Raw genomic sequence first — 21,659 nt, 5'->3', positions numbered from 1 at the left:
CGGGGGACGGTGAGCGGCGGTTCGCGCCGCAGCCGGGCCGGCGCTCCGCGCACGCGCCGGCGTCGGGAAGCGGCCCTAGGCCGAGCGCCGTTCCGCCGCGAGCCGCTCGTAGAAGCGGAGCAGGTCGAGGTTGTCGACCGAGCCGGCGTTGACGGCCTTCTCCATCGGAGTGCCCTGGAGGAGGCGCTTGACCGGGACCTCGATCCGCTTGCCGGTGAGGGTGTGCGGGACGCCGGGGACCTCGATGATCTCGTCGGGGACGTGGCGCGGGGAGAGCTCGGTGCGGATCGTGCTCTTGATGCGGGCGATCAGGTCCTCGTCGAGGCCGGCGCCCTCCACCAGGTGGACGAAGAGCGGCATCCAGTAGCCGCCGTCCGGCTCTTCGAGGCCGATGACGAGGGACTCGCGGATCTCCGGGAGGCGTTCGACGGCCTCGTAGATATCGGCGCTGCCCATACGGACGCCCTGGCGGTTCAGGGTGGAGTCGGACCGGCCGTGGATGACGACCGAGCCGTGGTCGGTGATCGTGATCCAGTCGCCGTGGCGCCACACACCGGGGAACATCTCGAAGTAGCTGTCGCGGTAGCGGCTGCCGTCGGGGTCGTTCCAGAAGCGGATCGGCATGGACGGCATCGGATTGGCGACGACGAGCTCGCCGACCTCGCCGACGAGCGGCTTGCCCGACGGGTCCCAGGACTGCAGGTCGGTGCCGAGACCGGCGGCCTGGAGCTCGCCGATGTGGACGGGCAGGGTCGGCACGGCGCCGGCGAAACAGGAGCAGACGTCGGTGCCGCCGCTGACGGAGGCGATCCACAGGTCCTCGCGGACCTCGTCGTGGAGCCAGCGGAAGCCGTCGGGGGGCAGCGGGGAGCCCGTGGTGGCGACGCACTTCACCCGCGAGAGGTCGAAGTCGCGGCCGGGGTGGACGTCGGCCTTCGCGCAGGCCATCACGTACGCGGCGGAGGTGCCGTACAGGGTGGCGCCGGTGCGCTCGGCGACGCGCCACTGGGCCGCGGTGTCCGGGTAGCCGGGGCTCCCGTCGTACAGGACCACGGTGGTACCGGTGAGCAGGCCGGAGACGAGGAAGTTCCACATCATCCAGCCGGTGGAGGTGTACCAGAAGAACACGTCCTCGGGGCCGAGGTCGCAGTGCAGGCCCAGCTGCTTGACGTGCTCGACGAGGATGCCGCCCTGGGACTGGACGATCGCCTTGGGCAGGCCGGTGGTGCCCGAGGAGTACAGCACCCACAGCGGGTGGGAGAACGGGACCTGCTCGAACTCGGGCTCCGTGTCGGCGGCCGTGAGCTCGGCCCACGTCAGGGTGCCGTCCGGGGCGGGGGTGCCCAGCAGCGGGATGTGGACGACCGCGCGGAGCGAGGGCAGTTCGGCGCGCAGCTCGGCGACGGTGTCGCGGCGGTCGTGCTCCTTGCCGCCGTAGCGGTAGCCGTCGACCGTGAACAGGACCACGGGCTCGACCTGCTGGAAGCGGTCCAAGACGCTGCGGGCGCCGAAGTCGGGGGCGCACGAGGTCCAGACGGCGCCGACGGCGGCGGTCGCGAGCAGGGCGACGACGGCCTCGGGGATGTTCGGCAGATAGCCGCTGACCCGGTCGCCGGGGCGGACGCCGAGACCGCGCAGCTCGGCGGCGAGGGAGCCGACCTGGCGGCGCAGCTCGGCCCAGCTCACCGGCTTCGGTTCGTGCGTCTCGTCGACATGGAGGAGCGCGGTGTCGTGGGGGCGTTCCTCGGCGGCCCGCAGGGCGTGCTCGGCGTAGTTGAGGGTGGCCCCGGGGAACCAGTCGGCGCCGGGCATGTCACGGCTGCCGAGGACACGCTCGTACGGGGTGGAGAAGCGGAGGTCGAACCACTCGGCGACGGCGGCCCAGAAGGTCTCCAGCTCGTCGACGGACCAGCGGTGCAGGGCCGGGTAGCCGCCCTCGGCGGGCGCGCCGTGGCGCTCCGCCGCCCAGGCTTGGAAGCGGGTGACGGCGGCCGCGGCGACGCGGTCCTCGTCAGGCTGCCAAAGCGGCTCGGTCTGCGCTGATGTCATGCTGTGGCTCCCTGGCTGTACGCGGGGTCTGCGTGTGTCGCGCGCACGCGCGGGGGTGTGCGCGAGACACGGCTGACAGGGACGATGCCATGTGAGGGGCGATCGCACCAGGGTTCCCCGCCCATGGTCCGGAAGCTGAATATGTGCTCCCACCACGGGTGAACGGCAGTTGAACGCCGCTCGTGCACGGCTGTCCGGGTGGCAGGGTGAGCGGCATGGACGGTCGTGAGCTGGTGCGCTCGGTGAAGGCGCTGGGTTCGGTGCAGGGGCTGCGGGCGGCGCGGTCGGCGTGGCGGCAGCGCCGTGCCGACGCGCGGGCCCTGCCGCCGAGGGGTGCGGAGCGGGCCCGGGTGCCGGGCCCGATGGGTGAGGTGGAGCCGCTTCCGGGTGGGGGGATCATCCGCTTCGCCCGCTCCGAGCTGCGGATCTCCGTGTCGGCGGGCGGCACCGTGTTCTGGGGCTGGGACGGGGCGGGGCCGCTGCCCTCGTACGCGCTGGCCGGTGAGCCGCCCGAGCCGGACCCGCGGGCCGTCCTGGAGCCGGACACGGAGGGCGGCTGGCGGGTGGTGTCGGAGCGGGTGACCGTCGCGGTGTCCCGGCACGGGGCTGTGGAGGTGCGCACCCCGGGCGGGGTCGTGCTGCGCCGGGATCTGCCGCCGCGCTGGTGGGAGCCGGTGCGGGGCGGGACGGCGCGGTGGGTGCAGCGCAGCGAGGTGGCGGCGGACGCCCGGTTCTTCGGCCTCGGCGGGCGTGCGGCGGGGCCCCGGCTGCGGGACGGCGCGTACCGGCTGTGGAACACCGACCCCTCGGCGAGCTTCTCCCCCGGTGACGATCCGCTCTACATCACCATGCCGGTGCAGCTGGTGGTCGCGGACGCGGGGACCCATCTGGCCTTCCACGACAACACGTGGGACGGGCGGGTGCTGCTCGCGGAGGGCGAGGAGGGCGCCGGGTCGGGGCACGACCGCGCGGGGACCAGCGAGGTGCGGATGGAGGGCGGTCCGCTGCGCTGCTGGGTGGTCGTCGGCACTCCCGCGCGGGTGCTGCACGGCTGGACGGCGCTGACCGGGGCGCCGGCGCTGCCGCCGTCCTGGGCGCTGGGGCCGCAGCACGCCCGCTGGGGCTTCGGCAGCGAGCGGGAGGTGCGGCGGGTGGTGGACGGCTACCGGGACCGGGGGCTTCCGCTGTCGGTGTTGCACCTGGACATCGACCACTACGACGGGCACCGGGTGTTCACGGTGGACCGGGAGCGGTTTCCCGATCTGCCCGGGCTCGCGGAGGAGCTGCGGGAGCGCGGGGTGCGGCTGGTGTCGATCGTGGATCCGGCGGTGAAGGCGGAGCCGGGCAGCACGGTGTACGAGGGCGGGCGGGCGGCCGGGGCGTTCGTGCGGGACGACCGGGGCGAGGAGGTGCGGGGCGTGGTCTGGCCTGGAGAGTGCGCCTATCCGGACTTCACCGACCCGCAGACGCGGAAGTGGTGGGGCGGGCTGTACGAGGAGCGGCTGAAGCAGGGCTTCTCCGGGGTGTGGCACGACATGAACGAGCCGGTGTCGTTCGCCCCGTTCGGCGACCCGACGCTGCCCCGCTCGGCCCGGCACTGTCTGGAGGGGCGGGGCGGCGACCACCGCGAGGCGCACAACGTGTACGGGCTCACGATGGCCCGGGCGGGGTACGAGGGGCTGCGGCAGCTGCGGCCGGAGGAGCGGCCCTTCCTGTTCTCGCGCTCGGGGTGGGCGGGGATGCAGCGGTACGGCGGGACGTGGTCGGGCGACGTCGCGACGGGGTGGCCCGGGCTGCGGGCCTCGCTGGCGCTGGTGCTCGGCCTGGGACTGTGCGGGGTGCCGTACTCGGGGCCCGACGTGGGCGGTTTCGACGGGAGCCCGTCGCCCGAGCTGTTCCTGCGCTGGTACCAGCTGGGGGCGTGGCTGCCGCTGTTCCGCACCCACGCGGCGATCGACGCGGGGCGGCGCGAACCGTGGGAGTTCGGCGCCGAGGTCCTGGAGCACGCGCGGACGGCACTCGCCGAACGGGAGCGGCTGCGCCCGTACTTCGTGACCCTGTCGCGGCTCGCGCGGCTGACGGGGGCGCCCTATGTGCGACCCGTGTGGTGGGGCACGCCGCAGGACCGTGCGCTACGGGACTGCGAGGACGCCTTCCTGCTGGGCGACTCGCTGCTGGTCGCCCCGGTGCTGTCCGGCGGCACCGACCGGCGGGCCGTGCGGCTGCCGCGGGGGCGCTGGTACGACACGGCGACGGAGCGGGCGTACGACGGACCGGGACAGGTCCTTCTCGACGCGCCCCTCTCCCGGATCCCCGTACTGGCCCGCGCGGGCGCGGTGATTCCCGTCCGTGACGAGCGGGACGAACTGATGCTGGAGGCCTGGGCGCCCGCCCCCGGGCGTACGGGCGGCGGTCTGGTCGTCCGGGACACCGGCGACGGCTGGGAGCCCGCGGAGATCGAGCGGTACCAGTCGCGTCTGGTGGACGGGCGGGTCGTCGTGGAGCGGGTTCGGGACGAGGGGGTGGAGGAGGCGGGGCTGCCGGTGCGGGTGCGGGGGCTCTGAACGAGGGGGGCGGCGGTTGGATCCAGGATGTTGGACGTTGGATATCGGATCCAACCCCGGCCCTGTAATCCCACCCCCGGCCCGCATTCCCACCCCCGCCCTGCATTCCCACCCCCGCCCTGCATTCCCACCCCGACCCGCAAGTGGATCCAGGATGTCGGCTACTGGATATCGGAGATCGGATCCACGTCACGCCCTACCCGTACGCCCCCGCGAAGAACCGCCGCACCGCCTCCGTATGCAGCGGAAACGCCAGCTCCTCCGCCCCGCGCAGCACATGGTGTCCGCTGGTCTCGTCGGTCGGGGTCGAGGGCGGGAGGGCTTCGGTCGGGCGGGGTGGGAGGAGGCCGAAGAGGAGGAGGTGGCCGGCCGGGGAGCTGAGGGCGTCGGCGAGGCGCACGTCCGTGGGTGCGGCCGGGATGCCGGTCTCCTCGCGCAGTTCGCGGACGACGGCGTGCTGCCAGTCCTCGCCGAAGTCGATGAAGCCGCCCGGCAGGGCGACGCGGCCGGCCTGCGGGGCGATGGTGCGGGTGATGACGACGAGGCCGGTGCCATGGGCGTCGGTCACGGGCAGGAGGGCGACGGCGACGGGCAGCGGGTTGCGGTAGGCGGTGGTGGCGCAGGCTGGGCAGGTGCGGGGCCAGGCGGCTCCGGCCGGGTAGCGGGTGCCGCAGGTGGAGCAGTGGGAGTGCGCGGTCGAGTCGGTCACGGGGCGACCGTATGCGATCTCCCTTTCCCGGCGCTGGCGTTACTGGTAGACGGTTGCCATGACACGACTGACAGGACTTGCCTCCGCTTTCCGTGCCCTCGGTGTGCTGGCCGCCGCCGGTCTGCTCGCCGCCACCGCGGCCGTGCCCTCGGCCGGCGCGGCGCCGGAGCCGAAGGCGCCGAAGGAGTTCGTGGCGCTCGACCGGGTGGACCCGACGATCGTGCAGGAGATGCGCTACACCACGGAGCACAACTTCGTGGGCGAGCGGGTGGACGGCTACCGGCAGCCGGTGTGCATCCTGACCCGGCCGGCGGCCGAGGCCCTGCACCGGGCGCAGGCGCGGCTGCTCGCGCGCGGCTACACGCTGAAGGTGTACGACTGCTACCGGCCGCAGCGGGCCGTGGACCACTTCGTGCGCTGGGCGAAGGACCTGGACGACGAGCGGATGAAGAAGGAGTTCTATCCGCTGGTCGACAAGTCGCGGCTGTTCGCGGACGGTTACATCGCCGAGAAGTCCGGGCACAGCCGCGGCTCGACGGTGGATCTGACGATCGTGCGGCTGCCCGCCGTGCCGACCCGGCCGTATGTGCCGGGCGAGCCGCAGGTGGAGTGCTTCCGGCCGCAGGCGGAGCGGTTCCCGGACAACTCCGTGGACATGGGGACGGGCTTCGACTGCTTCGACACGCTGTCGCACACGGACGATCCCCGGATCACGGGGGCGCAGCGCACCCACCGGGACCTTCTCAGGGACGCGCTGGCCGAGCAGGGCTTCGTGAACCTGCCGGAGGAGTGGTGGCACTTCACGTTCAAGCCGGAGCCGTTCCCGTCGACCTTCTTCGACTTCCCCGTGGCGCGCAGGTCGGTGGCCGGGCACTGACGTCTTCCCCTTCCCCCTCCCGCCGGCCCGTGCCACACTTCTGACGCATCGTCAGATAGCGGGAGGGGTCGTACATGGCACGGACGCGCAGGCCGGTGGTGGCCGGCTGGTTCACCGACGACACCGCGGGCGACCAGGACGCCCGGGACACCGGCTCCGGCGAAGGCTTCCGGCTCCTCGGGACCCGCTGCACGGCCTGCGCGTCGGTCTTCTTCCCCCGGGAGGACGCCTACTGCCGCAACCCCGGCTGCCCCGGCGGGGGCGAACTGACCGAGACGCCGCTCTCCCGGCGGGGCCGGGTCTGGTCGTTCACCGACGGCCGCTACCGCCCGCCCGCCCCGTACGTCTCCGATCCGGACGCGCCCTGGGAGCCGTACACGCTCGTCGCGGTGGAGCTGGCGGCCGAGGCCATGGTGGTGCTCGGTCAGGCCGCGCCCGGCGTACGCACGGCCGATCTCGCGATCGGCCAGGAGATGGAGCTCGTACCGGGCGTCCTCAACGAGGACGACGAGCACGTCTGGACCACCTGGCACTGGCGGCCGGTCGCCGGTCGGGACGGGGAGGAGAAGGCGTGAACGACGTCGCCGTGCTCGGGGCCGGCATGCACCCGTGGGGCAAGTGGGGACGCGGCTTCGTCACCTACGGGACCGCCGCCGCCCGGGCCGCGCTCGCCGACGCCGGGCTCGACTGGCGGGACGTCGGCTCGATCGTCGGAGCCGACACCGTGCGCAACGGCTACCCCGGTTACGTGGCCGGGGCCACCTTCGCGCAGGCGCTCGGCTGGCAGGGAGCGCGGGTGACCAGCGTCTACGCGGCCTGCGCGTCGGGGGCGCAGGCCGTCAACACCGCCCGCTCGCAGATCCTCGCCGGACTCTCGGACGTCGTCCTGGTGGTGGGCGCGGACGCGGCCCCGAAGGGCTTCTTCGCCCCGGCGGGCGGCGAGCGGCCCGACGACCCCGACTGGCTGCGCTTCCGGGTGCTCGGCGCGACCAATCCGGCGTACTTCGCGCTCTACGCCCGGCGCAGGATGGCCCTGTACGGGGACACGCCGGAGGATTTCGCCCAGGTCAAGGTGAAGAACGCGGCGGCGGGGGCGCTCAATCCGCTGGCCCGCTACCGCAAGGCGGTGAGCGCGGCGGAGGTGGCGGCCTCCGCGGTGGTCGCCGATCCGCTGCGGCTGCTCGACATCTGCGCGACCTCGGACGGGGGCGCGGCGCTCGTGCTGTCCAGCATGGAGTTCGCCCGGCGGCACGGGCACCCGGATCCGGTGCGCATCCGCGCGGTCTCCACCGTCACGCCGACGTATCCGAAGGCGGTCCTCGACCTCCCCGACATCGCGACCGACTCGGCCGCGGTGGTCTCCCCCGCCGCGCACTCCTTCCGGGCGTCGATCGCCCGGGCCGCGTACGAGGAGGCGGGGCTCGGCCCCGAGGACCTGTCGCTCGCGGAGGTGTACGACCTCTCCACCGCCCTGGAGCTGGAGTGGTACGAGGACATCGGCCTGTGCGGGGCGGGCGAGGGCGCCAAACTGCTGCGGGACGGGGTGACCGCGCTCGGCGGCCGCCTCCCGGTCAACACCAGCGGCGGTCTCGCCTCCTTCGGGGAGGCCGTGCCGGCGCAGGCCATCGCCCAGGTCTGCGAGCTGACCTGGCAGCTGCGGGGCACGGCCGGCGCCCGGCAGGTGCCGGGCGCGCGGGTCGGGATCACCGCCAACCAGGGTCTGTTCGGCCATGGTTCGGCGGTGGTGGCGGTCCGCTGACCCCCTCGGCGGCCGCTACGTGGTGACGGCGGCCGGCCCGCGGTCGGCCAGGACCAGGGCGTGCTCGACGACCGCGACCAGGACGTTCTTGACGGACTCCCGGTCACGGGCGTCGCACATCAGCAGCTCGACCTCGGGGTCGAGGTCGAGTGCGCCCCGGACGCTCTCGGCCGGGAATCGGCGGGCGCCCTCGAAGCAGTTGACGGCGACCGTGAACGGGATGCCGCGCCGCTCGAAGTAGTCGATCGCGGCGAAGCTGTCCTCCAGGCGGCGGGTGTCGGCGAGGACGACCGCGCCGAGGGCGCCCTGGGCGAGCTCGTCCCACAGGAACCAGAAGCGGTCCTGTCCGGGCGTGCCGAAGAGGTACAGGACGAGGTCGTCGCGCAGGGTGATCCGGCCGAAGTCCATGGCGACGGTGGTGGTCGCCTTGGACTCGACGCCGTGCAGGTCGTCGACGGGCCGGCCGGCCTCGCTGAGGATCTCCTCCGTCCGCAGCGGCCGGATCTCGCTGACCGCGCCGACCAGGGTGGTCTTGCCGACCCCGAAGCCGCCCGCGACGAGAATCTTCAGCGTGACCGGTTCGACCGGCGGCTGGGTGCGGCTAGAGCGCCCGAAGGCCATTGATCACCTCGCGAAGGATGCTCACGTCCGGCAGCTCGGCCGGCGGAACGGGGCGGGTCACATGGACGAGCTCGTCGTCGACGAGATCGCCGACGAGGACCCGTACCACCCCGACGGGGAGGTCGAGTCCCGCGGCGAGTTCGGCGATCGACTGCGGCTGCTCGGAGCAGCGTTCGACGATCTCCACATGCTCGGGGGACAGCGTCTGGTCGCGGCCGGGGTCGTCGGCGGCCGGTTCGGGCACCACCAGCGCGATCAGGTCGAGGCGGTGGCGGGTGGCGGTGCTGGTCCGGCCACGGGTCATGGCGTACGGGCGGACCACGGGGCCCGCGTCGGCGTCGAACCAGCGGGCGACCGCGTCCTCGTGGGACTGCTCCGTGTCACTCATGCCGTCCCCCTCCCCCGTCATCCGTTGGGCAGCCCGGAACGGGGCGCCGTGGCGAGGTGGGCTCCGACGCGCTTGACCATCAGGGTCATCTCGTACGCGACCTGGCCCACGTCCGAGTCGGCGTCGGCGAGGACGGCGAGGCAGCTGCCGTCGCCGGCGGCGGTGACGAAGAGGAAGGCGTCCTCGAGCTCGACGACGGTCTGCCGGACCCTGCCCGCCTCGAAGTGGCGGCCCACGCCCTTGGCGAGGCTGTGGAAGCCGGAGGCGACGGCGGCCAGGTGCTCGCCGTCCTCGCGGGAGAGGTCCTGGGACGCGCCGGTGGGCAGGCCGTCGCTGGAGAGCACCAGGGCCTTGCGGATGGAGCCGACGCGCTGGACCAGTTCGTCGAGGAGCCAGTTCAGCTCCCCGTTGCCGTGGGCGGAGCTGTGGGTTGCTGCGGCGTTCGGTGCGGTCATCGACCGTCCCCCTCGGGTGTCGTTCCTGGTGCTGTCGTTTCGGCGTTGTGCCGTCGTCCGCGCTGCCAGCCGCGCTGCATCGAGGCCATGCGGCTGCGCACCTCCTCGGCGTCGCGCTCGAAGGAGTCGGCCTCGGCGGCGGAGGCCGTGGTGCCGGTGCCGGCCGCAGCGTCCTCGGCGCGGGTGCCGTCCTCGCGCAGCTGGGGCGCGAGGCTGGCCTGGCGGACCCGGCGGGGCAGTCCGCCGAACGGGGCCGGCCCGTCCTGCGGGACGGGGACGAGCGTGGGTCCGGTGCCCTGCGGAGGCACGGGCGCGATGCCCTGGGGCGGCACGGGGGCGTCGCGCGGCACCCGGGCCAGCTCCATCGTGTCGCCGTCGCCGGGGGCGCTCGGGTTCGGGTGGGCGCGGCCCGGCTCGTCCAGGCGCCGGCCGTGGTCGACGACGAGGGTCGGCGGGCGGCGGCGGGGCAGGCGTACGGGCTCGGCGGACGTGTGGTCGTCGGCGCGGGAGCCGCCGCCGCGGGCCTGGTCGGCCTGGTCGCGGGCCTGCTGGTGCTGTTCGCCGCGGCGGCGGTGTTCGCGGGCCCGGAACAGGCCGCCGCGCTCGCTCTCGGTGTCGAGCAGGTCGGCGGCGCCGCCGAGCAGCTCGTCGAAGCCGTCGGAGTCGAGCGGGGCCTCGAGTTCGACGGGGCCGTCGAGCAGCGGGCCGGCGGGTTCCAGGGCCGGGTCGGGCACCTTGGTGAGCAGCGGGCGGCGGACGGGCAGCCCCTCCGTGCGCTCGGCGCCGTCGCGGTCGGGGCCCTTGCGGTCGAGGCGGAAGCCGGCGCCCTGGGTCTCGGGGGCGTCGGTGAGCAGCGCGGCCGGGATGAAGACGACCGCGGTGGTCCCGCCGTACGGGGAGGGCTGGAGCGAGACGCGTACGTTCTGGCGCTGGGCGAGCCGGCTGACCACGAAGAGGCCGAGCCGGTCGGTGTCGGAGAGCTCGAAGTCGGGGGTCTCGGCCAGGCGCAGGTTGGCGTCGAGGAGGGCGTCGGGGTTCATGCCGAGGCCGCGGTCGTGGATCTCCAGGGTGAAGCCGTTGGCGACCCGCTCGCCGAGCACCTGCACCGCGGTGTGCGGGGGCGAGAACACCGTGGCGTTCTCCAGGAGTTCGGCGATGAGGTGGGTGAGGTCGGCGACGGCCGGGCCGCCCACGCCGAGCCGGGGCAGCCGGCGGACCTCGATGCGCTCGTAGTCCTCGACCTCGGCGACGGCGGCGCGCACGACGTCCATGAGCTGGACGGGCTTGCGCCACTGGCGGGAGGGGGCGGCGCCGGAGAGGATCACCAGGCCCTCGGCGTGGCGGCGCATGCGGGTGGTCATGTGGTCGAGCCGGAAGAGGTCGGCGAGCTCGTCGGTGTCCTCGGTGCGCCGTTCCATGGTGTCGAGGAGGGTGAGCTGGCGGTGCAGCAGGACCTGGTTGCGGCGGGCGAGGTTGACGAAGACCTCGGAGACCCCGCGGCGCATGTCGGCCTGCTTGACGGCGGCCTCGACGGCGGCCCGCTGCAGGGTGTTGAGGGCCTGGCCGACCTGGCCGACCTCGTCGTCCTCGTACCGCAGGTGGGGCACCTCGGTCTCGACGTCGACGTGTTCGCCGGCGGCGAGGCGGCGCATGACGCTGGGCAGGCGGACGCCGGAGACCTCCTGGGCCTCCTTGCGGAGCCGGCGCAGGTCGCGGACGAGTTCCCGGCCGATGCGGACGGAGACCACGACGGAGACGAGCAGGGCGACGAAGCCGAGGACGCCGGCGACGCCCGCCTTGAGGAGCACGCTGTAGGCGGCGGGCTGGACGCGGTCCTGGTAGCGGTCGCCCGCCGCGGTGTTGTCGCGGGCGAGGTCGTCGAGGACGGGGGTGGCCTGCTCCTGCCAGGCCTCGGCGGTGACGGCGCGGGGGCGCTCGGTGGCGCCGCCGGCGATGACCGCTTCCTCGGACTTGCGCAGCGGGGCGGTCTCGGGGCTGCTCCAGTATCTCTCGAAGCGCTCGCGCTCGGCCCTGGGCAGGAGTTCGAGGTTGGCCTCGTAGTAGAGCCTGCGGGCGGCGACCAGGTCGGAGATCGCCCGGATCTCCTCGGCGGTGACGCGTTCGGCGATGAGCGCGGAGACGACCAGCGCGTCCTCGCGGGACAGGGCCTCGCGGGCGCGGACGACGCCGACGAGGGCACGGCCCTGCTTGTCCATCTCCACGTTCTCCAGGGCGTGGAGGGTGAGGAGGAAGCTGTAGCAGGGGTCGACGAGCCGGTTGTAGAACTCGAGGGCCTGGATGCGCCCGATGTCGCGGTTCTCCACGGAGCGGCGCAGGGAGGAGAGGCCGTCGAGGGCGTCCAGGAGGGAGGTGAGCCGCTGGGCGGTGACGGGGTTCATCTCGGCGCGGACGCCGGAGTCGGCGGCGTTGCGGCGGATGAGGGTGATCTGCCGGTCGGTGGCCTCGCGTTGCTCGCGGAGGCTGGTCAGCGCGTCGGAGGCGCGGGGGTCGGCGAGGTAGACGAGGGACTGGCGGCGTTCCTTCTGGATGACACGGACGGTGTCCTCCAGGGGGTAGCCGACCTTGTCGACGATATAGCCGACGTCGAGGAGCTGACGGGCCTCGCGTCCGGTGAGGACCGTGGCGAATCCCCACAGGCCGGTGAGGGAGACGAGCGGCACCAGGAGCAACGCCACGATCTTCCTGCGGATGGACTTCCCGCGAAAGCGCATGGCCTCCCCCACCTCGGCCTCCGCGGCCACGGAGGTCCCTCACGTTGTCACGCCCGGCGTCAACACGCGGCGTCAACCTTCAGTTTCAACAAACGGCGGCGCGAGCCTACTACTGCATCACAGCCATCTCGAAGACGCGTCCGGGCGATTTTCAGCCTGTCGAGTGAGTGTTGATCATGAGATGTCCTGGTATTCGGGGAGTTGGGTTCCGGGACTGTGGCACAGGACACCTGACAGGACACCACTTTCCGTACCCGAACAGATGGCTGGAACTGTTCGTTCCGCTCTTGAGGTCGCCGGCCGGAGGGGGACCCCGGCGAAACCTTTTCCCTCCCACGTGCGTCATTCTGTACCGGGGGGTGTGTGTCCGCGTAAAGCGGCTCAAGACGGGCAGCAGCCACCCAGGAGACATCGGTGGTGGGGAGTGACAGGACGATGGACAACGAGGCGCGGCCGGCGCGGCAGTTGTGGGTGGAGGACGAGAAGGGGCGCGGGCGCATGCCCGACCCGGTGCGGACGGCCGCCGTCCGTGCCGTCCTGCTGACCTCGGTGACGCTGATCCAGGCAATGGTCGCCTTCTTCTGCACGGTCACGGGGTCCTGGCTGGCCTTTCCGGTGACGATCACCGCGGTGGTCAGCACGGTGGCGGCCACCTGGAGCGTGCTCGACGTGTGGATCACGCGGCAGGTCTGGCGGCAGCGCAACGGGGTCGTGTCGGAGCCGAGCAGCACGGCACGGCCGCGGCGCGGCGAGCAGACGGCGGAGCCCCTGTCCGAGGCCGCCTGAGAGATCCCGGACGCGGAACGGCCCGGCCCCCCGTGGGGGCCGGGCCGTTCCGCGTCTTCTCGGGTCCGGCTACTCCGCCGCGACGGCCGCGGGCGCGTCCGGGGTACGGCGGAACATCCGGGTCGCGGTGATCTCGCCGTGGATCGTCTCGCCCTCCGCGCTCGGCTGCGGCAGACCGGGGCGGAGGTGCTCCTCCACGCTGATGTACTTCAGGCCCGCGCGCAGGTCCGCGTCATTGCGCAGCCGGATGACCAGCGGGAACTCGGCGAGCGCCGTCGTGTCGAACAGACCCGTCGTGTACAGCAGCTGCACGCCCAGGGCGTCCGACACGGCCCGCTGGAGCTCCAGGAGGTACGTGGCGTTGGCGCGGCCGATCGGGTTGTCGAGGAACAGCGTGCCCGCGTGGCGGTGCTTGTCGCGGCCCCGGTCGTTGGACCGGAGCGCGGCCATCGTGCAGTAGAGGGCGATGGCCGCGGTGAGCAGCTGGCCGCCGGAGAAGACGTCTCCCATCTGCCCGACGGGGACGCGCTCGGCGCGCAGCACCGCGTCCGGCTTGAGGATCTCGACGGCGACGCCCTTGGGTTCGAGGGCGGCCTGGACACCGCGCAGCAGCAGGGACATGCCGTCCCTGCGCAGGTCGGAGTTCTTCTTCACGGCGGCGCGGGTCGCCTCGTCGACGACCTCGCCGAGGCGCTCGGTGAGCGTGGCCTGGTCGGGCTCCTCGAAGCGGATCCGCAGGAACTCCTGGCCGGACCACTCCCCCAGGCCCTCGGGCAGCCGGGAGAGCCGCTGGGCCGAGCGAAGGGTGGCCAGCGAGGACTCCACCAGGCCGCGCAGCCGGTCCACGATCGAGTCGCGGTTGCGCTCCAGCTGCGCCAGCTCGTCGGTGAGCACCCGCAGACGGGGCGCGAACGCCTCGGCCCACTTCGCGGCGTGCTCCGGCAGCGCGGCGGCGGGCAGTTCACGGATCTGCTGCCGGGCCGGGGTGCGGACCTGCTCGAAGCGGTTCGCGTTGGCGTGGCGTACGAGGATGTCGCCGGCCTCGCGGACGGCGGCGTCGGCGGCGGACAGCTCGGCGGCGCAGCCGCGCAGCGAACGGCGGGCCTCCGCGGCCGAGTCGCGGGCCTCGGCCAGCGGACCCGGGTACGGCTCGGGCTCCTCCTGCTCCTCCTCGGCGTGGTCGCGCAGCAGGTCGCGCAGGAGCGCGGCGGTCTCGTCGAAGCCCCCGGCGGCGTCCTCGGCGGCCCGGTGGGCCTGGAGCAGACCCGTGTGGGCGGCGCGCGCCGCCTCCAGGGCGTCGGTGCGCGCGGCCAGTTCGGTGGTGGCGGTGCGGAGCAGGCTCTGGGCGTGCTCGGCGTCGGCCGGGATCAGCTCGTCGGGCAGCTCGGTGTGCGCCTCGCCGTCCTCGGGGGCGAGCCGCTCGGCCTCGCCGCGGAGCCGGCCCAGCTTCTCGCTGGCCTCGGAGGCGCGCGACTCCAGTTTCTGCACCAGGGCCTCGGCGCGGGCGGCGGCGGCCTGGCGGGACGGGCCGTCGGCGCCGTCGGTGGACTCCAGGAGCTGCTCGGCGCGGGTGCGGACCTTGTTGGTGAGGCGGTCGAGCTCGGCGAGGGCGGCGGACTCGTCGCTCTCGGCGCGGGCCTGTTCGGCGCGCAGGTCCGCGCCGACGCCGACCTTCTCGTACACCTGGGAGGCGGCCCGGTAGGCCTCGCGGAGGGTGGGGAGCGCGGCGCGGGGCGCGTCGGCGTCCTCCTCCGGGAGGTTCTCGGGGGCGCCGGCGATCTCGGCGCGCTCGGCGCGCAGGGCGCGGGCGGTGCGGTGGGCGTCGTCGGCGGCGCGCTGGGCGGCGCGGCGGTCCTCGTCGGCGGCGCGGGCGCGCTCCAGGCAGGTCTGGGCGCGGGCCTCGGACTCGGCGGCGTCGTCGGCGAGTTCGCGGAGCTTGGCCTGCCAGGCGGAGCGCTCGCGCAGCCGGAAGGCGAGGCCGGCGAGGGCGTCGGCGGCGCGGCGGGCGCGCTGGGCGGCCTCGCTGCGCTCGTCGCGGACCCGGGCGGCGTCGGCGGCGGCCTCGTCGGCCTCGGCCCGGACCGTACGGGCCTCGGCGAGGGCGGCGGCCGCGGTCTCGGCGGCGGTGCGCGCGGAGGCGGCGACGGCGGCCAGCTCGGCGAGCATGCCGGGCGGGCAGTCGGCACGCCAGGAGCCGATCCGGGCGGCGAGCGAGCGGTCACCGGTGAGCCGGGCGGCCAGGGCGCGGATCTCCTCGTCGCGGGCGGCGGCGCGGCTGCGCAGCGCCTGTCGCTCCTCGTCGGCGGCGTGCTCGTCGTGCATGGCCGGGTTCGGCGGCACGAGGAACACGTCGGTGTCCTGACCGGAGTCCGGCGCCGGTACGGGGGCCAGCAGGGCGGCGGCGGTGCCGACGGCGACGGTGGAGCGGGGCAGCAGCGCGGCGCCGCTCAGCACCTCGCGGGCGCGGGTGTACGAGACGGGGTCGGTGATCACGACGCCGTCGACCAGCTCGGGGCGGGCGGCGAGGACGGCGGCGTGGTCGGCGGGGGCGACGGCCTGGGCCAGATAGCGCCAGCCGGGCAGGGCGGGGATGCCGTGCTCGCCCAGGTACTCCACGGTGGCGAGCACGTCGGGGCCCGGCGGCAGCAGGCCGCCGTCGCCGAGGGCGCCGAGGATGCGGTTGTCGTCGGCGGCGGCCGTGCGCAGGTCGAAGAGCTGCCGCTCGGCGGAGGCGATGGACCGGTCGAGCAGCGCGCGCAGTTCGTCGGCGTAGCGGTCGAAGTCGGTGACGGTCAGCGGGCCGCCGTCGGCGACCTCGGCGAGGCCGGCGGCGGGCGGGGCGTCGGGGCCCGGGCCGTCGCCCGCGCGCTGGCCGGGCAGCGGGGAGCCGGTGCCCTGGACCGCCCCCTGGCCGGCGTCCGGCAGGGAGAGCAGTTCGGCCAGGCGCGGGTCGGCGGCGAGGGACTCGGCGGCGCGGCGCTCGGCGTCGTAGGCGTTCTCGGCGGCCTCGGCCGCGTCGGAGGCGCGGGCGGCGGCGAGTTCGGCGCGGGACTCGGCGGCGGCGGCCTCGCGGGCGCGCTCGGCGGCGGTGCGGGCGGCCTCCCGGGCCGCGTCCCAGGCGGCGACCGTGGTCTTCTCGGCGTCGCTCGCGGCGAGGGCGGCGCGGGCCGGGTCGGCGTCGGGCGCGGAGTCGTCGAGCCAGCCGGCCCGGACCGCCTCGGCGGTCTCCTGCTCGACCTCGGCGAGGCGCTGGCGCAGGTGCCCGGCCTCGCTGCGGGCGCGCTGGGCCTCGGTCGCGGCGGCGGTGGCGTCGCGGTGGGCGGTCTCGGAAGCCTCCTGGAGGGCGGCCGACCGCTCCTCCTCCTCGGCGGCCTGGCGCTCTCCCTCCCCGGCGGCCGCGGCGAGCGCCCGTACGAGATCGGCGGCGGCCTTGGCGCGGGCGGCGAGCGCCGGGGCGGCGTCCCGCTCGGCCTCGCGGATGGCGGCGGCGACGCGGGTCGAGCGGTCGCTCGCGGCGCGGTGCCGGAGCACGGACTCGGCGGCCTGCCAGGCGGAGTGCAGGGTGCGGGCGTCGGTGAGCTCGCGGCGCTGGGACGCGGCGCCCTTCTCGGCGGCGGTCAGGGCGAGCGAGGCGTGCCGGTAGGCGAGCTCGGCGGCGATGAGGGCGCTGCGACCGCGGGCCTCCTCGGCCTCCGAGACGGCGTGGGCGGCGGAGGTGACCTGCTGGGCCAACTCGGCGACGCGGGCGCGCTCCTGGGCGGCGCGGGCGGACAGGGCGCGGGCGAGGGTGCGGGTGCGGCGCTCGGCCCCGGCGTGCACGTCGCGCGCGCGGCTGCGGGTCTCGGCGGCCTCGACGATGCGGGTGAGCAGGTCGACGGAGCCGGCGGTGAAGTCGCGCTCGGCGGTGAGCTCGGCGCGGCGGCCGAGCTTGTTGCCGAAGCCGCCGACGAGGTCGGCGAGGCCGTCGGTGTCCCGGGTGTCGGTGACGGCACGCAGCAGCAGGTCGGTGAAGTCGGAGTCCTTCTTGACCGCGAAGAGACCGGCGGCCTCGCCCTCGTCGGCGTTCATCTCCCGCTGGTAGCGGAAGAGTTCGGGGTCGAGTCCGAGGTCGCCGAGGTGCTCGTTCCAGCGGTCGTGGATCTCCTCCCAGTAGACCTCCAGGTGCGGATAGGCCTTGCCGGCCTCGGTGATCGCGTCGCGGAAGCCCTTCATCGTGCGGCGGCGGCCGGCGGCGCCGGAGGCGCCCTCGACGGGCGGGCGCACGGAGGTGGCCTCGGCGACGGGGAGGTTGTCCAGGCTGAGGCCCGGGCCGGGGCGGAAGGAGTACCAGGCCTCGGCGAACTTGCGCGGGTCGTTGGAGACCTGGCGGCCCCGCCACTCGCTGGCCTTGCCGACGACGACGAGCTCGCCGGTGAGGGTGTGCTGCCACTCCAGGGCGACGTGGCCGCAGTCGTCGGCGAGCAGGAACTTGCGCAGCACGCCCGAGCTGGCGCCGCCGAGGGTGTTGCGGTGGCCGGGGAGCATGACCGAGAAGATCAGCTTGAGGAGGACGGACTTGCCGCCGCCGTTCTCCAGGAAGAGCACGCCCGCGGGGGCGGGGCGGCGCGGCGGGCCGACCGGCTCCTCCTCGAAGAACTCCGCCTGGGTGGGGGCGGGGTGCGGCACGGGCGCGCCGACTCCACGCAGGTCCAGGACGGTGTCGGCGTAGCGGGCACCGGCCGGTCCGATGGAGTAGAGGCGGACCCGGGACAGCTCGTACATGCGGCGGACTCTCGTCGTGTCGTTCGTGGATCAGGCGTGGAAGGGCAGGCCGGCGTCGGCGGCGATCTCCAGGTCGTCGCCCTCGGGCGGCGGCAGGAGGGTCGCGGACCCGTCGCTGACGGGGACGACGCCGAGGTCGAGGAGCTCGGCCATGGCGGCGCTGCCGGCCATGTCACGGACCTGGAGCTGGTAGCGGGCGGTGGTGCGGTAGGAGCCGCCGGACTCGTCTCCGGTCCGCTGGAGGAAGCCGGAGTCGGTGAGGAAGGCGACGGCCTTGCCGACGATGCCGGTGGTGGAGCCGGCGAGGCGGCGGGCGTCCTTGGTGGCGCCGGTGGCGCTGCGGCGGGCGTAGATCCGCCAGGCGGCCTCCAGGCCGGGGGCGTCGGAGGCCGGGTCGGTGTTCTCGCCGCTCTGTTCGGCGCGCTCTTCGAGGCGGCGGCAGGCCTGGCGGACGAAGGCGTCGACGCCGTTGACGGTGAGGCGGCCGATGTAGCCGTCGTCGGCGAGGTCCTCGGGGCGCGGGAACGCCATGGTGGCGACGGCGAGGTGCGCGAGGCCGTGCAGGAACCGGTCGGCGGAGTCGGTGGAGGCGCGGCGGGCGTAGTCGCCCATGCGGACGGCGAAGACGGAGTCCTCGCCGGCGGTGACGGCCATGCCGGCGCGCGGGGAGACCTCGAGGACGACCAGGCCGAGGCCGGTGGCGACGGCGTCGGCGAGGCGCGCGAAGGCGGGGTCCTCGCGGTAGCGGCGCAGCAGCTCGGCGTACTCGGCGTCGCGGGCGGGCAGCAGCTTGGGCTGGAGCCCGAAGGAGACGAGCCGGGCGGCGTCGGCGGCGTCCGCGGGGGTGACGGCGGTGGGTGCGGCGGGGGTGCCCGGGGCCTCCGGCTCGCTCCACGCGTCGGTGTGCTCGACGTGGTGTTCGCTCACGGCTGGGGCTCCTCGGTACGGCGGGGGTGCGGGTGCGGAGACACCTCGACGGCAGGGACGGCTGGGACGGCTGGGGTATCGGGGGTGGACAGCACGGCGGGGACGGCTGCGGTGTCCGGGGCGGCCGGCGCGTCTGGGACGGTCGGGGTCACCGGAACGGCAGGCGCGTCTGCGCCGGTTGCGGCTGCTGCTGCGGCTGCCGGTGCTTCCGGGGTACCCGGCTCGGGCGCCTGAGCCGGTCCGGGCAGGGGCAGGGGCAGGGGCAGGCGTACGGGTGTGACGGACACGGGTGCGGCCGTCGGCTCGGCCTCGGTCCCGCCCGCGGTCTCGTCGCCGGCCCGGCGCGTGCGCGGCAGCGGTACGGCCCGCACGAAGGGGCGGCGCGCGGGCTCGGCCGCCGTCGCGGCGGGCACCGTGCGCACCCGGGGGCCGTCCGTCGGCAGGTCGCCGAGGGGCCGGTCGGCGCCGGGCCGGGCCAGGGGCACGGCGACGACGCGTGGCCCGGGGGCGCGGTCGGCGGCGGGCGGGGTGACGGCAGCGTCGTCGGCGGGCGGGGCGGGGTCGACGGACGGGTCCGCGGCCTCCGGGGTGTGGGGCGCGGTCACGTGGCCTCCGTGCGGTCCGCGGCCATGCCGACGGCGTCCAGGAGGGCCGTGCCCACGATGAGGTCGGCGCCGCCGAACTCGGGGTCGTCGAGCTGCGTGCCGTCGTCGACGGCGAACAGCAGGCGCTCCTCGCCCTGGCGGTAGGCGGTGCCGACCGGGGGGCTAGCGGCGTGGACGGCGAGGAGGGCGACCAGGTAGGGCAGGTCGGGGTCGCGGCGGCGGGCGTCGGCGAGGAGGCCGGAGAGACGGCGCGGGGCGTCGTGCTCCAGGTCGAGCAGCTCCATGGCGCTCGCCAGCTGCTCCTCGCTGAAGCGGCTGTCGTCGGGGGTGGCGATCAGGTCGGGCTCGGGCATCTCCGCGCCCAGGTGCTGGCGCTCCACGGGCGGGGTGAGGAGGAGCTCGACCAGGTCGGCGACGCGGACGGAGGCGGGGGTGCGCAGTCCGGTGCCGTGGGCGAAGAAGGCGTCGGTGACCCGGGTGGCCTGCTCGACGGGGAGCGGCAGGAGGGGGGCGATCAGCTGCCCGTACAGGTCGAGGCCCGTGTAGGCGGTGGGGGCGGCGAAGGCCTGGCGGTCCTGCTCGGCGCGGAAGAGCGGTCCGGCCTCCAGGAGGCGGGACTGGAGCTGGGTGTGGCGGCGGATGCAGTCCTTGACGATGTCGACGAGCTCGGCGGCGCGGCGCTTGTGCTCGTGGTCCTCGGCCTCGTCCCGGGCCTTGCGGATGTTGGTGAGGATCGCGTTCTCGTGGCGGTAGCGGTCGGCCACGTGGTCGAGGGCCTCGGCGATCATGTCGGGCACGGCGTGGAGCCAGTCGACCGCGCGGACGTTGCGCCGGGTGGCCTCCAGGGTCCTGCGGAGGGTCTCGGCGTACTGCACGGTGCGGTAGCGGGCCTGCTCGGCGGCGAGCTGGGCGTCGGCGAGGCGCCCCCGGCTGATGAGGACCTCCAGCTTCACCTCGGCGGCGATCTGGGCGCTGGTGACATCGGTGTCGAGGGCGCCGACGAGGACGTTGACGGCCTCGTCGGTGGTGCGGAGATAGACCCCGCCCCCGTAGCCCGGGACCTCTTCGATGAGCTTGAAGTCGTAGTCGCGGCGGGTGTAGGCGCCGTCGGCGCCGAAGGTGCCGTAGACGGCGCGGAAGCCGCGGTCGACGCTGCCGACGTTGATCAGGTTCTCCAGGACCCAGCGGGCCACCCGCTCGTGTTCGGCGGCGGGGCGGTCGGGGGCCTGGGCGGCGACGCGGGGCAGCAGACGGGCGATTATCTGCTCGCTGTCCGCGCCGGTGTCGAAGTCCATGTTGAGCGTGACGAGGTCGATCGCGGCGAGGGCGACCTCGGCCATCGCGTAGACCGAGTACTCGCCGGCCAGGTTCGCCTTGCGCACGTCGAGGTCGTGCAGCGGGGCCGTGCACGCGAGCGCGCGGAGCCGCCGCGCGAGCCCTTCGTCGGCGGCCGGGCCCTGCGCGGGGCGCGGCCCCGCGCTGAGCTGGGGCGGAGCGAGGTCCGTCGAGGCAGGCGAAGTCACGGTGCACAGAGTAGGTCCTCGCACTGACAACGGTCGAAACGACGCTTATACGACCCCTGCCCGCGGCCCGTCCGCTCAGGCCTCCGGGTCGTCGACCGCCTTCGCGTACACATCGGTGATGCGGGTGCGGGAGTCGTCGAGATAGCGGGCCAGGAGCTGTTCGGCCCGATCCCGCTCACCCGCCCGCAGCGCGTCCAGAATCTCCCGGTTTCTTATGAGATAAGGCTCATGGAGGCCACGCGGGTCGTCCACGATGTGGAAGGCCAGGCGGAGTTCGGCGAGGACGCCGCGCATCAGCTCGTCGGTGCGGGCGCTGCCGGCCAGGGCGACGAGTTCGCGGTGGAAGTGGATGTTGGCGGTGGAGACGCCCTTCCAGTCCCCGGCCCGGGCGGCCCGCTCGCCCTCGCCGACCGCGGCGGCCAGGCCGTCGAGGATGAACGGCGGCTCCCCCAGGGCGTGGACGACGGCGCACTCGACGAGCCTGCGGGTGCGGTAGATGTCGGCGACGTCGTCGACGGCGAGGACGCGGACGAAGACGCCGCGGTTGAGCCGGTGGACGAGCAGCCGCTCGTGGGTCAGGAGGCGGAAGGCCTCGCGCAGGGTGTTGCGGGACACACCGAGGGCGCCGCCGATGCCGTCCTCGGAGAGCCGGGTCCCGGGCGGGAAGAAGCCCTCGGCGATCCGGGTCCGCAGGATGTCGGCCACCCGTTCCGCCGTGCTCGTGCGCCCCAGGAGGGCGCGGTCGTCCACCAGCTCGCCGATCGTGCCCCTCGGGTCCATGCGCGTTCCGTTCCCTCCGTCGTCCGCCGCCGAGTCAATCGCAGGTCCGGCATCGGAAACAAGGACGTGACGACACCACTCTTGTCGGATCGTTGAACGATCCCTACATTGAACGACATCGCA

Annotated in this window: 16 protein-coding genes; 5 read left to right on the top strand and 11 right to left on the bottom strand. The window is 74.6% G+C overall.

The window, feature by feature from the left end; translation table 11 throughout:
• Positions 1-75: 75 nt before the first annotated feature.
• Positions 76-2,049 (bottom strand): acetoacetate--CoA ligase, encoded by a 1,974-nt coding sequence (locus ACH414_RS26210; RefSeq protein ID WP_382548048.1) that lies wholly within the window; start codon positions 2,047-2,049, stop codon positions 76-78.
• A 215-nt stretch (positions 2,050-2,264) separates the two neighbouring features.
• Between ACH414_RS26210 and ACH414_RS26205 the strand changes: the two genes are divergently transcribed.
• Positions 2,265-4,613, top strand: a complete 2,349-nt coding sequence (locus ACH414_RS26205) for a glycoside hydrolase family 31 protein (RefSeq protein ID WP_382548050.1) — start codon at positions 2,265-2,267, stop codon at positions 4,611-4,613.
• Between the two features lie 196 nt (positions 4,614-4,809).
• On the opposite strand, the gene ACH414_RS26200 is transcribed toward ACH414_RS26205, so the two are convergent.
• Positions 4,810-5,322: an NUDIX domain-containing protein gene (locus ACH414_RS26200; protein ID WP_382548052.1), complete on the bottom strand. Its 513-nt coding sequence runs from the start codon at positions 5,320-5,322 to the stop codon at positions 4,810-4,812.
• Positions 5,323-5,389: 67 nt separating this feature from the next.
• Here ACH414_RS26200 and ACH414_RS26195 point away from each other — a divergent pair, with 67 nt between their 5' ends.
• The 3 genes from ACH414_RS26195 to ACH414_RS26185 all read left to right on the top strand — a co-directional run bounded on the left by ACH414_RS26195 (position 5,390) and on the right by ACH414_RS26185 (position 7,958).
• Positions 5,390-6,199 (top strand): M15 family metallopeptidase, encoded by an 810-nt coding sequence (locus ACH414_RS26195; RefSeq protein WP_398943571.1) that lies wholly within the window; start codon positions 5,390-5,392, stop codon positions 6,197-6,199.
• Between the two features lie 74 nt (positions 6,200-6,273).
• Positions 6,274-6,774, top strand: coding sequence for a Zn-ribbon domain-containing OB-fold protein (locus ACH414_RS26190; RefSeq protein ID WP_382548054.1), 501 nt, complete (start codon positions 6,274-6,276; stop codon positions 6,772-6,774).
• Positions 6,771-7,958, top strand: coding sequence for a lipid-transfer protein (locus ACH414_RS26185; RefSeq protein ID WP_398943545.1), 1,188 nt, complete (start codon positions 6,771-6,773; stop codon positions 7,956-7,958). The genes ACH414_RS26190 and ACH414_RS26185 overlap by 4 nt, the downstream gene beginning before the upstream one ends.
• 15 nt (positions 7,959-7,973) lie before the next feature.
• On the opposite strand, the gene ACH414_RS26180 is transcribed toward ACH414_RS26185, so the two are convergent.
• Genes ACH414_RS26180 through ACH414_RS26165 form a run of 4 tightly spaced genes read right to left on the bottom strand, consistent with a single transcriptional unit; the run spans position 7,974 to position 12,154 of the window.
• Positions 7,974-8,579, bottom strand: a complete 606-nt coding sequence (locus ACH414_RS26180; protein ID WP_382548058.1) for an ATP/GTP-binding protein — start codon at positions 8,577-8,579, stop codon at positions 7,974-7,976.
• Positions 8,560-8,988, bottom strand: coding sequence for a DUF742 domain-containing protein (locus ACH414_RS26175; protein WP_382548060.1), 429 nt, complete (start codon positions 8,986-8,988; stop codon positions 8,560-8,562). Before ACH414_RS26175 ends, ACH414_RS26180 begins: the two co-directional genes overlap by 20 nt.
• On the bottom strand, positions 8,985-9,422 hold the full coding sequence (locus ACH414_RS26170) for a roadblock/LC7 domain-containing protein (RefSeq protein ID WP_382548062.1): 438 nt from the start codon (positions 9,420-9,422) through the stop codon (positions 8,985-8,987). Before ACH414_RS26170 ends, ACH414_RS26175 begins: the two co-directional genes overlap by 4 nt.
• Positions 9,419-12,154 (bottom strand): nitrate- and nitrite sensing domain-containing protein, encoded by a 2,736-nt coding sequence (locus ACH414_RS26165; RefSeq protein WP_398943542.1) that lies wholly within the window; start codon positions 12,152-12,154, stop codon positions 9,419-9,421. Before ACH414_RS26165 ends, ACH414_RS26170 begins: the two co-directional genes overlap by 4 nt.
• Positions 12,155-12,589: 435 nt before the next feature.
• Between ACH414_RS26165 and ACH414_RS26160 the strand changes: the two genes are divergently transcribed.
• Positions 12,590-12,940 carry a hypothetical protein gene (locus ACH414_RS26160; RefSeq protein WP_382548066.1) on the top strand — a complete coding sequence of 117 codons (351 nt, stop codon included), beginning with the start codon at positions 12,590-12,592 and terminating at the stop codon, positions 12,938-12,940.
• Positions 12,941-13,009: 69 nt separating this feature from the next.
• Here the strand turns inward: ACH414_RS26160 and ACH414_RS26155 are convergent, their stop codons facing one another.
• From ACH414_RS26155 to ACH414_RS26135, 5 genes are all read right to left on the bottom strand, one after another.
• Positions 13,010-17,701: a hypothetical protein gene (locus ACH414_RS26155; RefSeq protein ID WP_398943540.1), complete on the bottom strand. Its 4,692-nt coding sequence runs from the start codon at positions 17,699-17,701 to the stop codon at positions 13,010-13,012.
• A 30-nt stretch (positions 17,702-17,731) separates the two neighbouring features.
• On the bottom strand, positions 17,732-18,628 hold the full coding sequence (locus ACH414_RS26150; RefSeq protein WP_382548069.1) for a hypothetical protein: 897 nt from the start codon (positions 18,626-18,628) through the stop codon (positions 17,732-17,734).
• Positions 18,625-19,233 carry a hypothetical protein gene (locus ACH414_RS26145; RefSeq protein ID WP_398943538.1) on the bottom strand — a complete coding sequence of 203 codons (609 nt, stop codon included), beginning with the start codon at positions 19,231-19,233 and terminating at the stop codon, positions 18,625-18,627. The genes ACH414_RS26150 and ACH414_RS26145 overlap by 4 nt, the downstream gene beginning before the upstream one ends.
• Positions 19,230-20,756: a hypothetical protein gene (locus ACH414_RS26140; RefSeq protein ID WP_382548073.1), complete on the bottom strand. Its 1,527-nt coding sequence runs from the start codon at positions 20,754-20,756 to the stop codon at positions 19,230-19,232. Before ACH414_RS26140 ends, ACH414_RS26145 begins: the two co-directional genes overlap by 4 nt.
• A 75-nt stretch (positions 20,757-20,831) precedes the next feature.
• On the bottom strand, positions 20,832-21,536 hold the full coding sequence (locus tag ACH414_RS26135) for a GntR family transcriptional regulator (RefSeq protein WP_398943536.1): 705 nt from the start codon (positions 21,534-21,536) through the stop codon (positions 20,832-20,834).
• Positions 21,537-21,659 lie beyond the last annotated feature (123 nt).

This window comes from Streptomyces sp. NPDC020422, assembly GCF_044386705.1.
Lineage (GTDB): Bacteria > Actinomycetota > Actinomycetes > Streptomycetales > Streptomycetaceae > Streptomyces.
This window is presented reverse-complemented; position numbering and strand designations above follow the sequence as displayed.

Coding starts and splice junctions, on each gene's coding strand:
- ACH414_RS26210 (WP_382548048.1), bottom strand. CDS start 2,049: ATGACATCAGCGCAGACCGAGCCGCTTTGGCAGCCTGACGAGGACCGC.
- ACH414_RS26205 (WP_382548050.1), top strand. CDS start 2,265: ATGGACGGTCGTGAGCTGGTGCGCTCGGTGAAGGCGCTGGGTTCGGTG.
- ACH414_RS26190 (WP_382548054.1), top strand. CDS start 6,274: ATGGCACGGACGCGCAGGCCGGTGGTGGCCGGCTGGTTCACCGACGAC.
- ACH414_RS26180 (WP_382548058.1), bottom strand. CDS start 8,579: ATGGCCTTCGGGCGCTCTAGCCGCACCCAGCCGCCGGTCGAACCGGTC.
- ACH414_RS26175 (WP_382548060.1), bottom strand. CDS start 8,988: ATGACGGGGGAGGGGGACGGCATGAGTGACACGGAGCAGTCCCACGAG.
- ACH414_RS26170 (WP_382548062.1), bottom strand. CDS start 9,422: ATGACCGCACCGAACGCCGCAGCAACCCACAGCTCCGCCCACGGCAAC.
- ACH414_RS26165 (WP_398943542.1), bottom strand. CDS start 12,154: ATGCGCTTTCGCGGGAAGTCCATCCGCAGGAAGATCGTGGCGTTGCTC.
- ACH414_RS26160 (WP_382548066.1), top strand. CDS start 12,590: ATGGACAACGAGGCGCGGCCGGCGCGGCAGTTGTGGGTGGAGGACGAG.
- ACH414_RS26155 (WP_398943540.1), bottom strand. CDS start 17,701: ATGTACGAGCTGTCCCGGGTCCGCCTCTACTCCATCGGACCGGCCGGT.
- ACH414_RS26135 (WP_398943536.1), bottom strand. CDS start 21,536: ATGGACCCGAGGGGCACGATCGGCGAGCTGGTGGACGACCGCGCCCTC.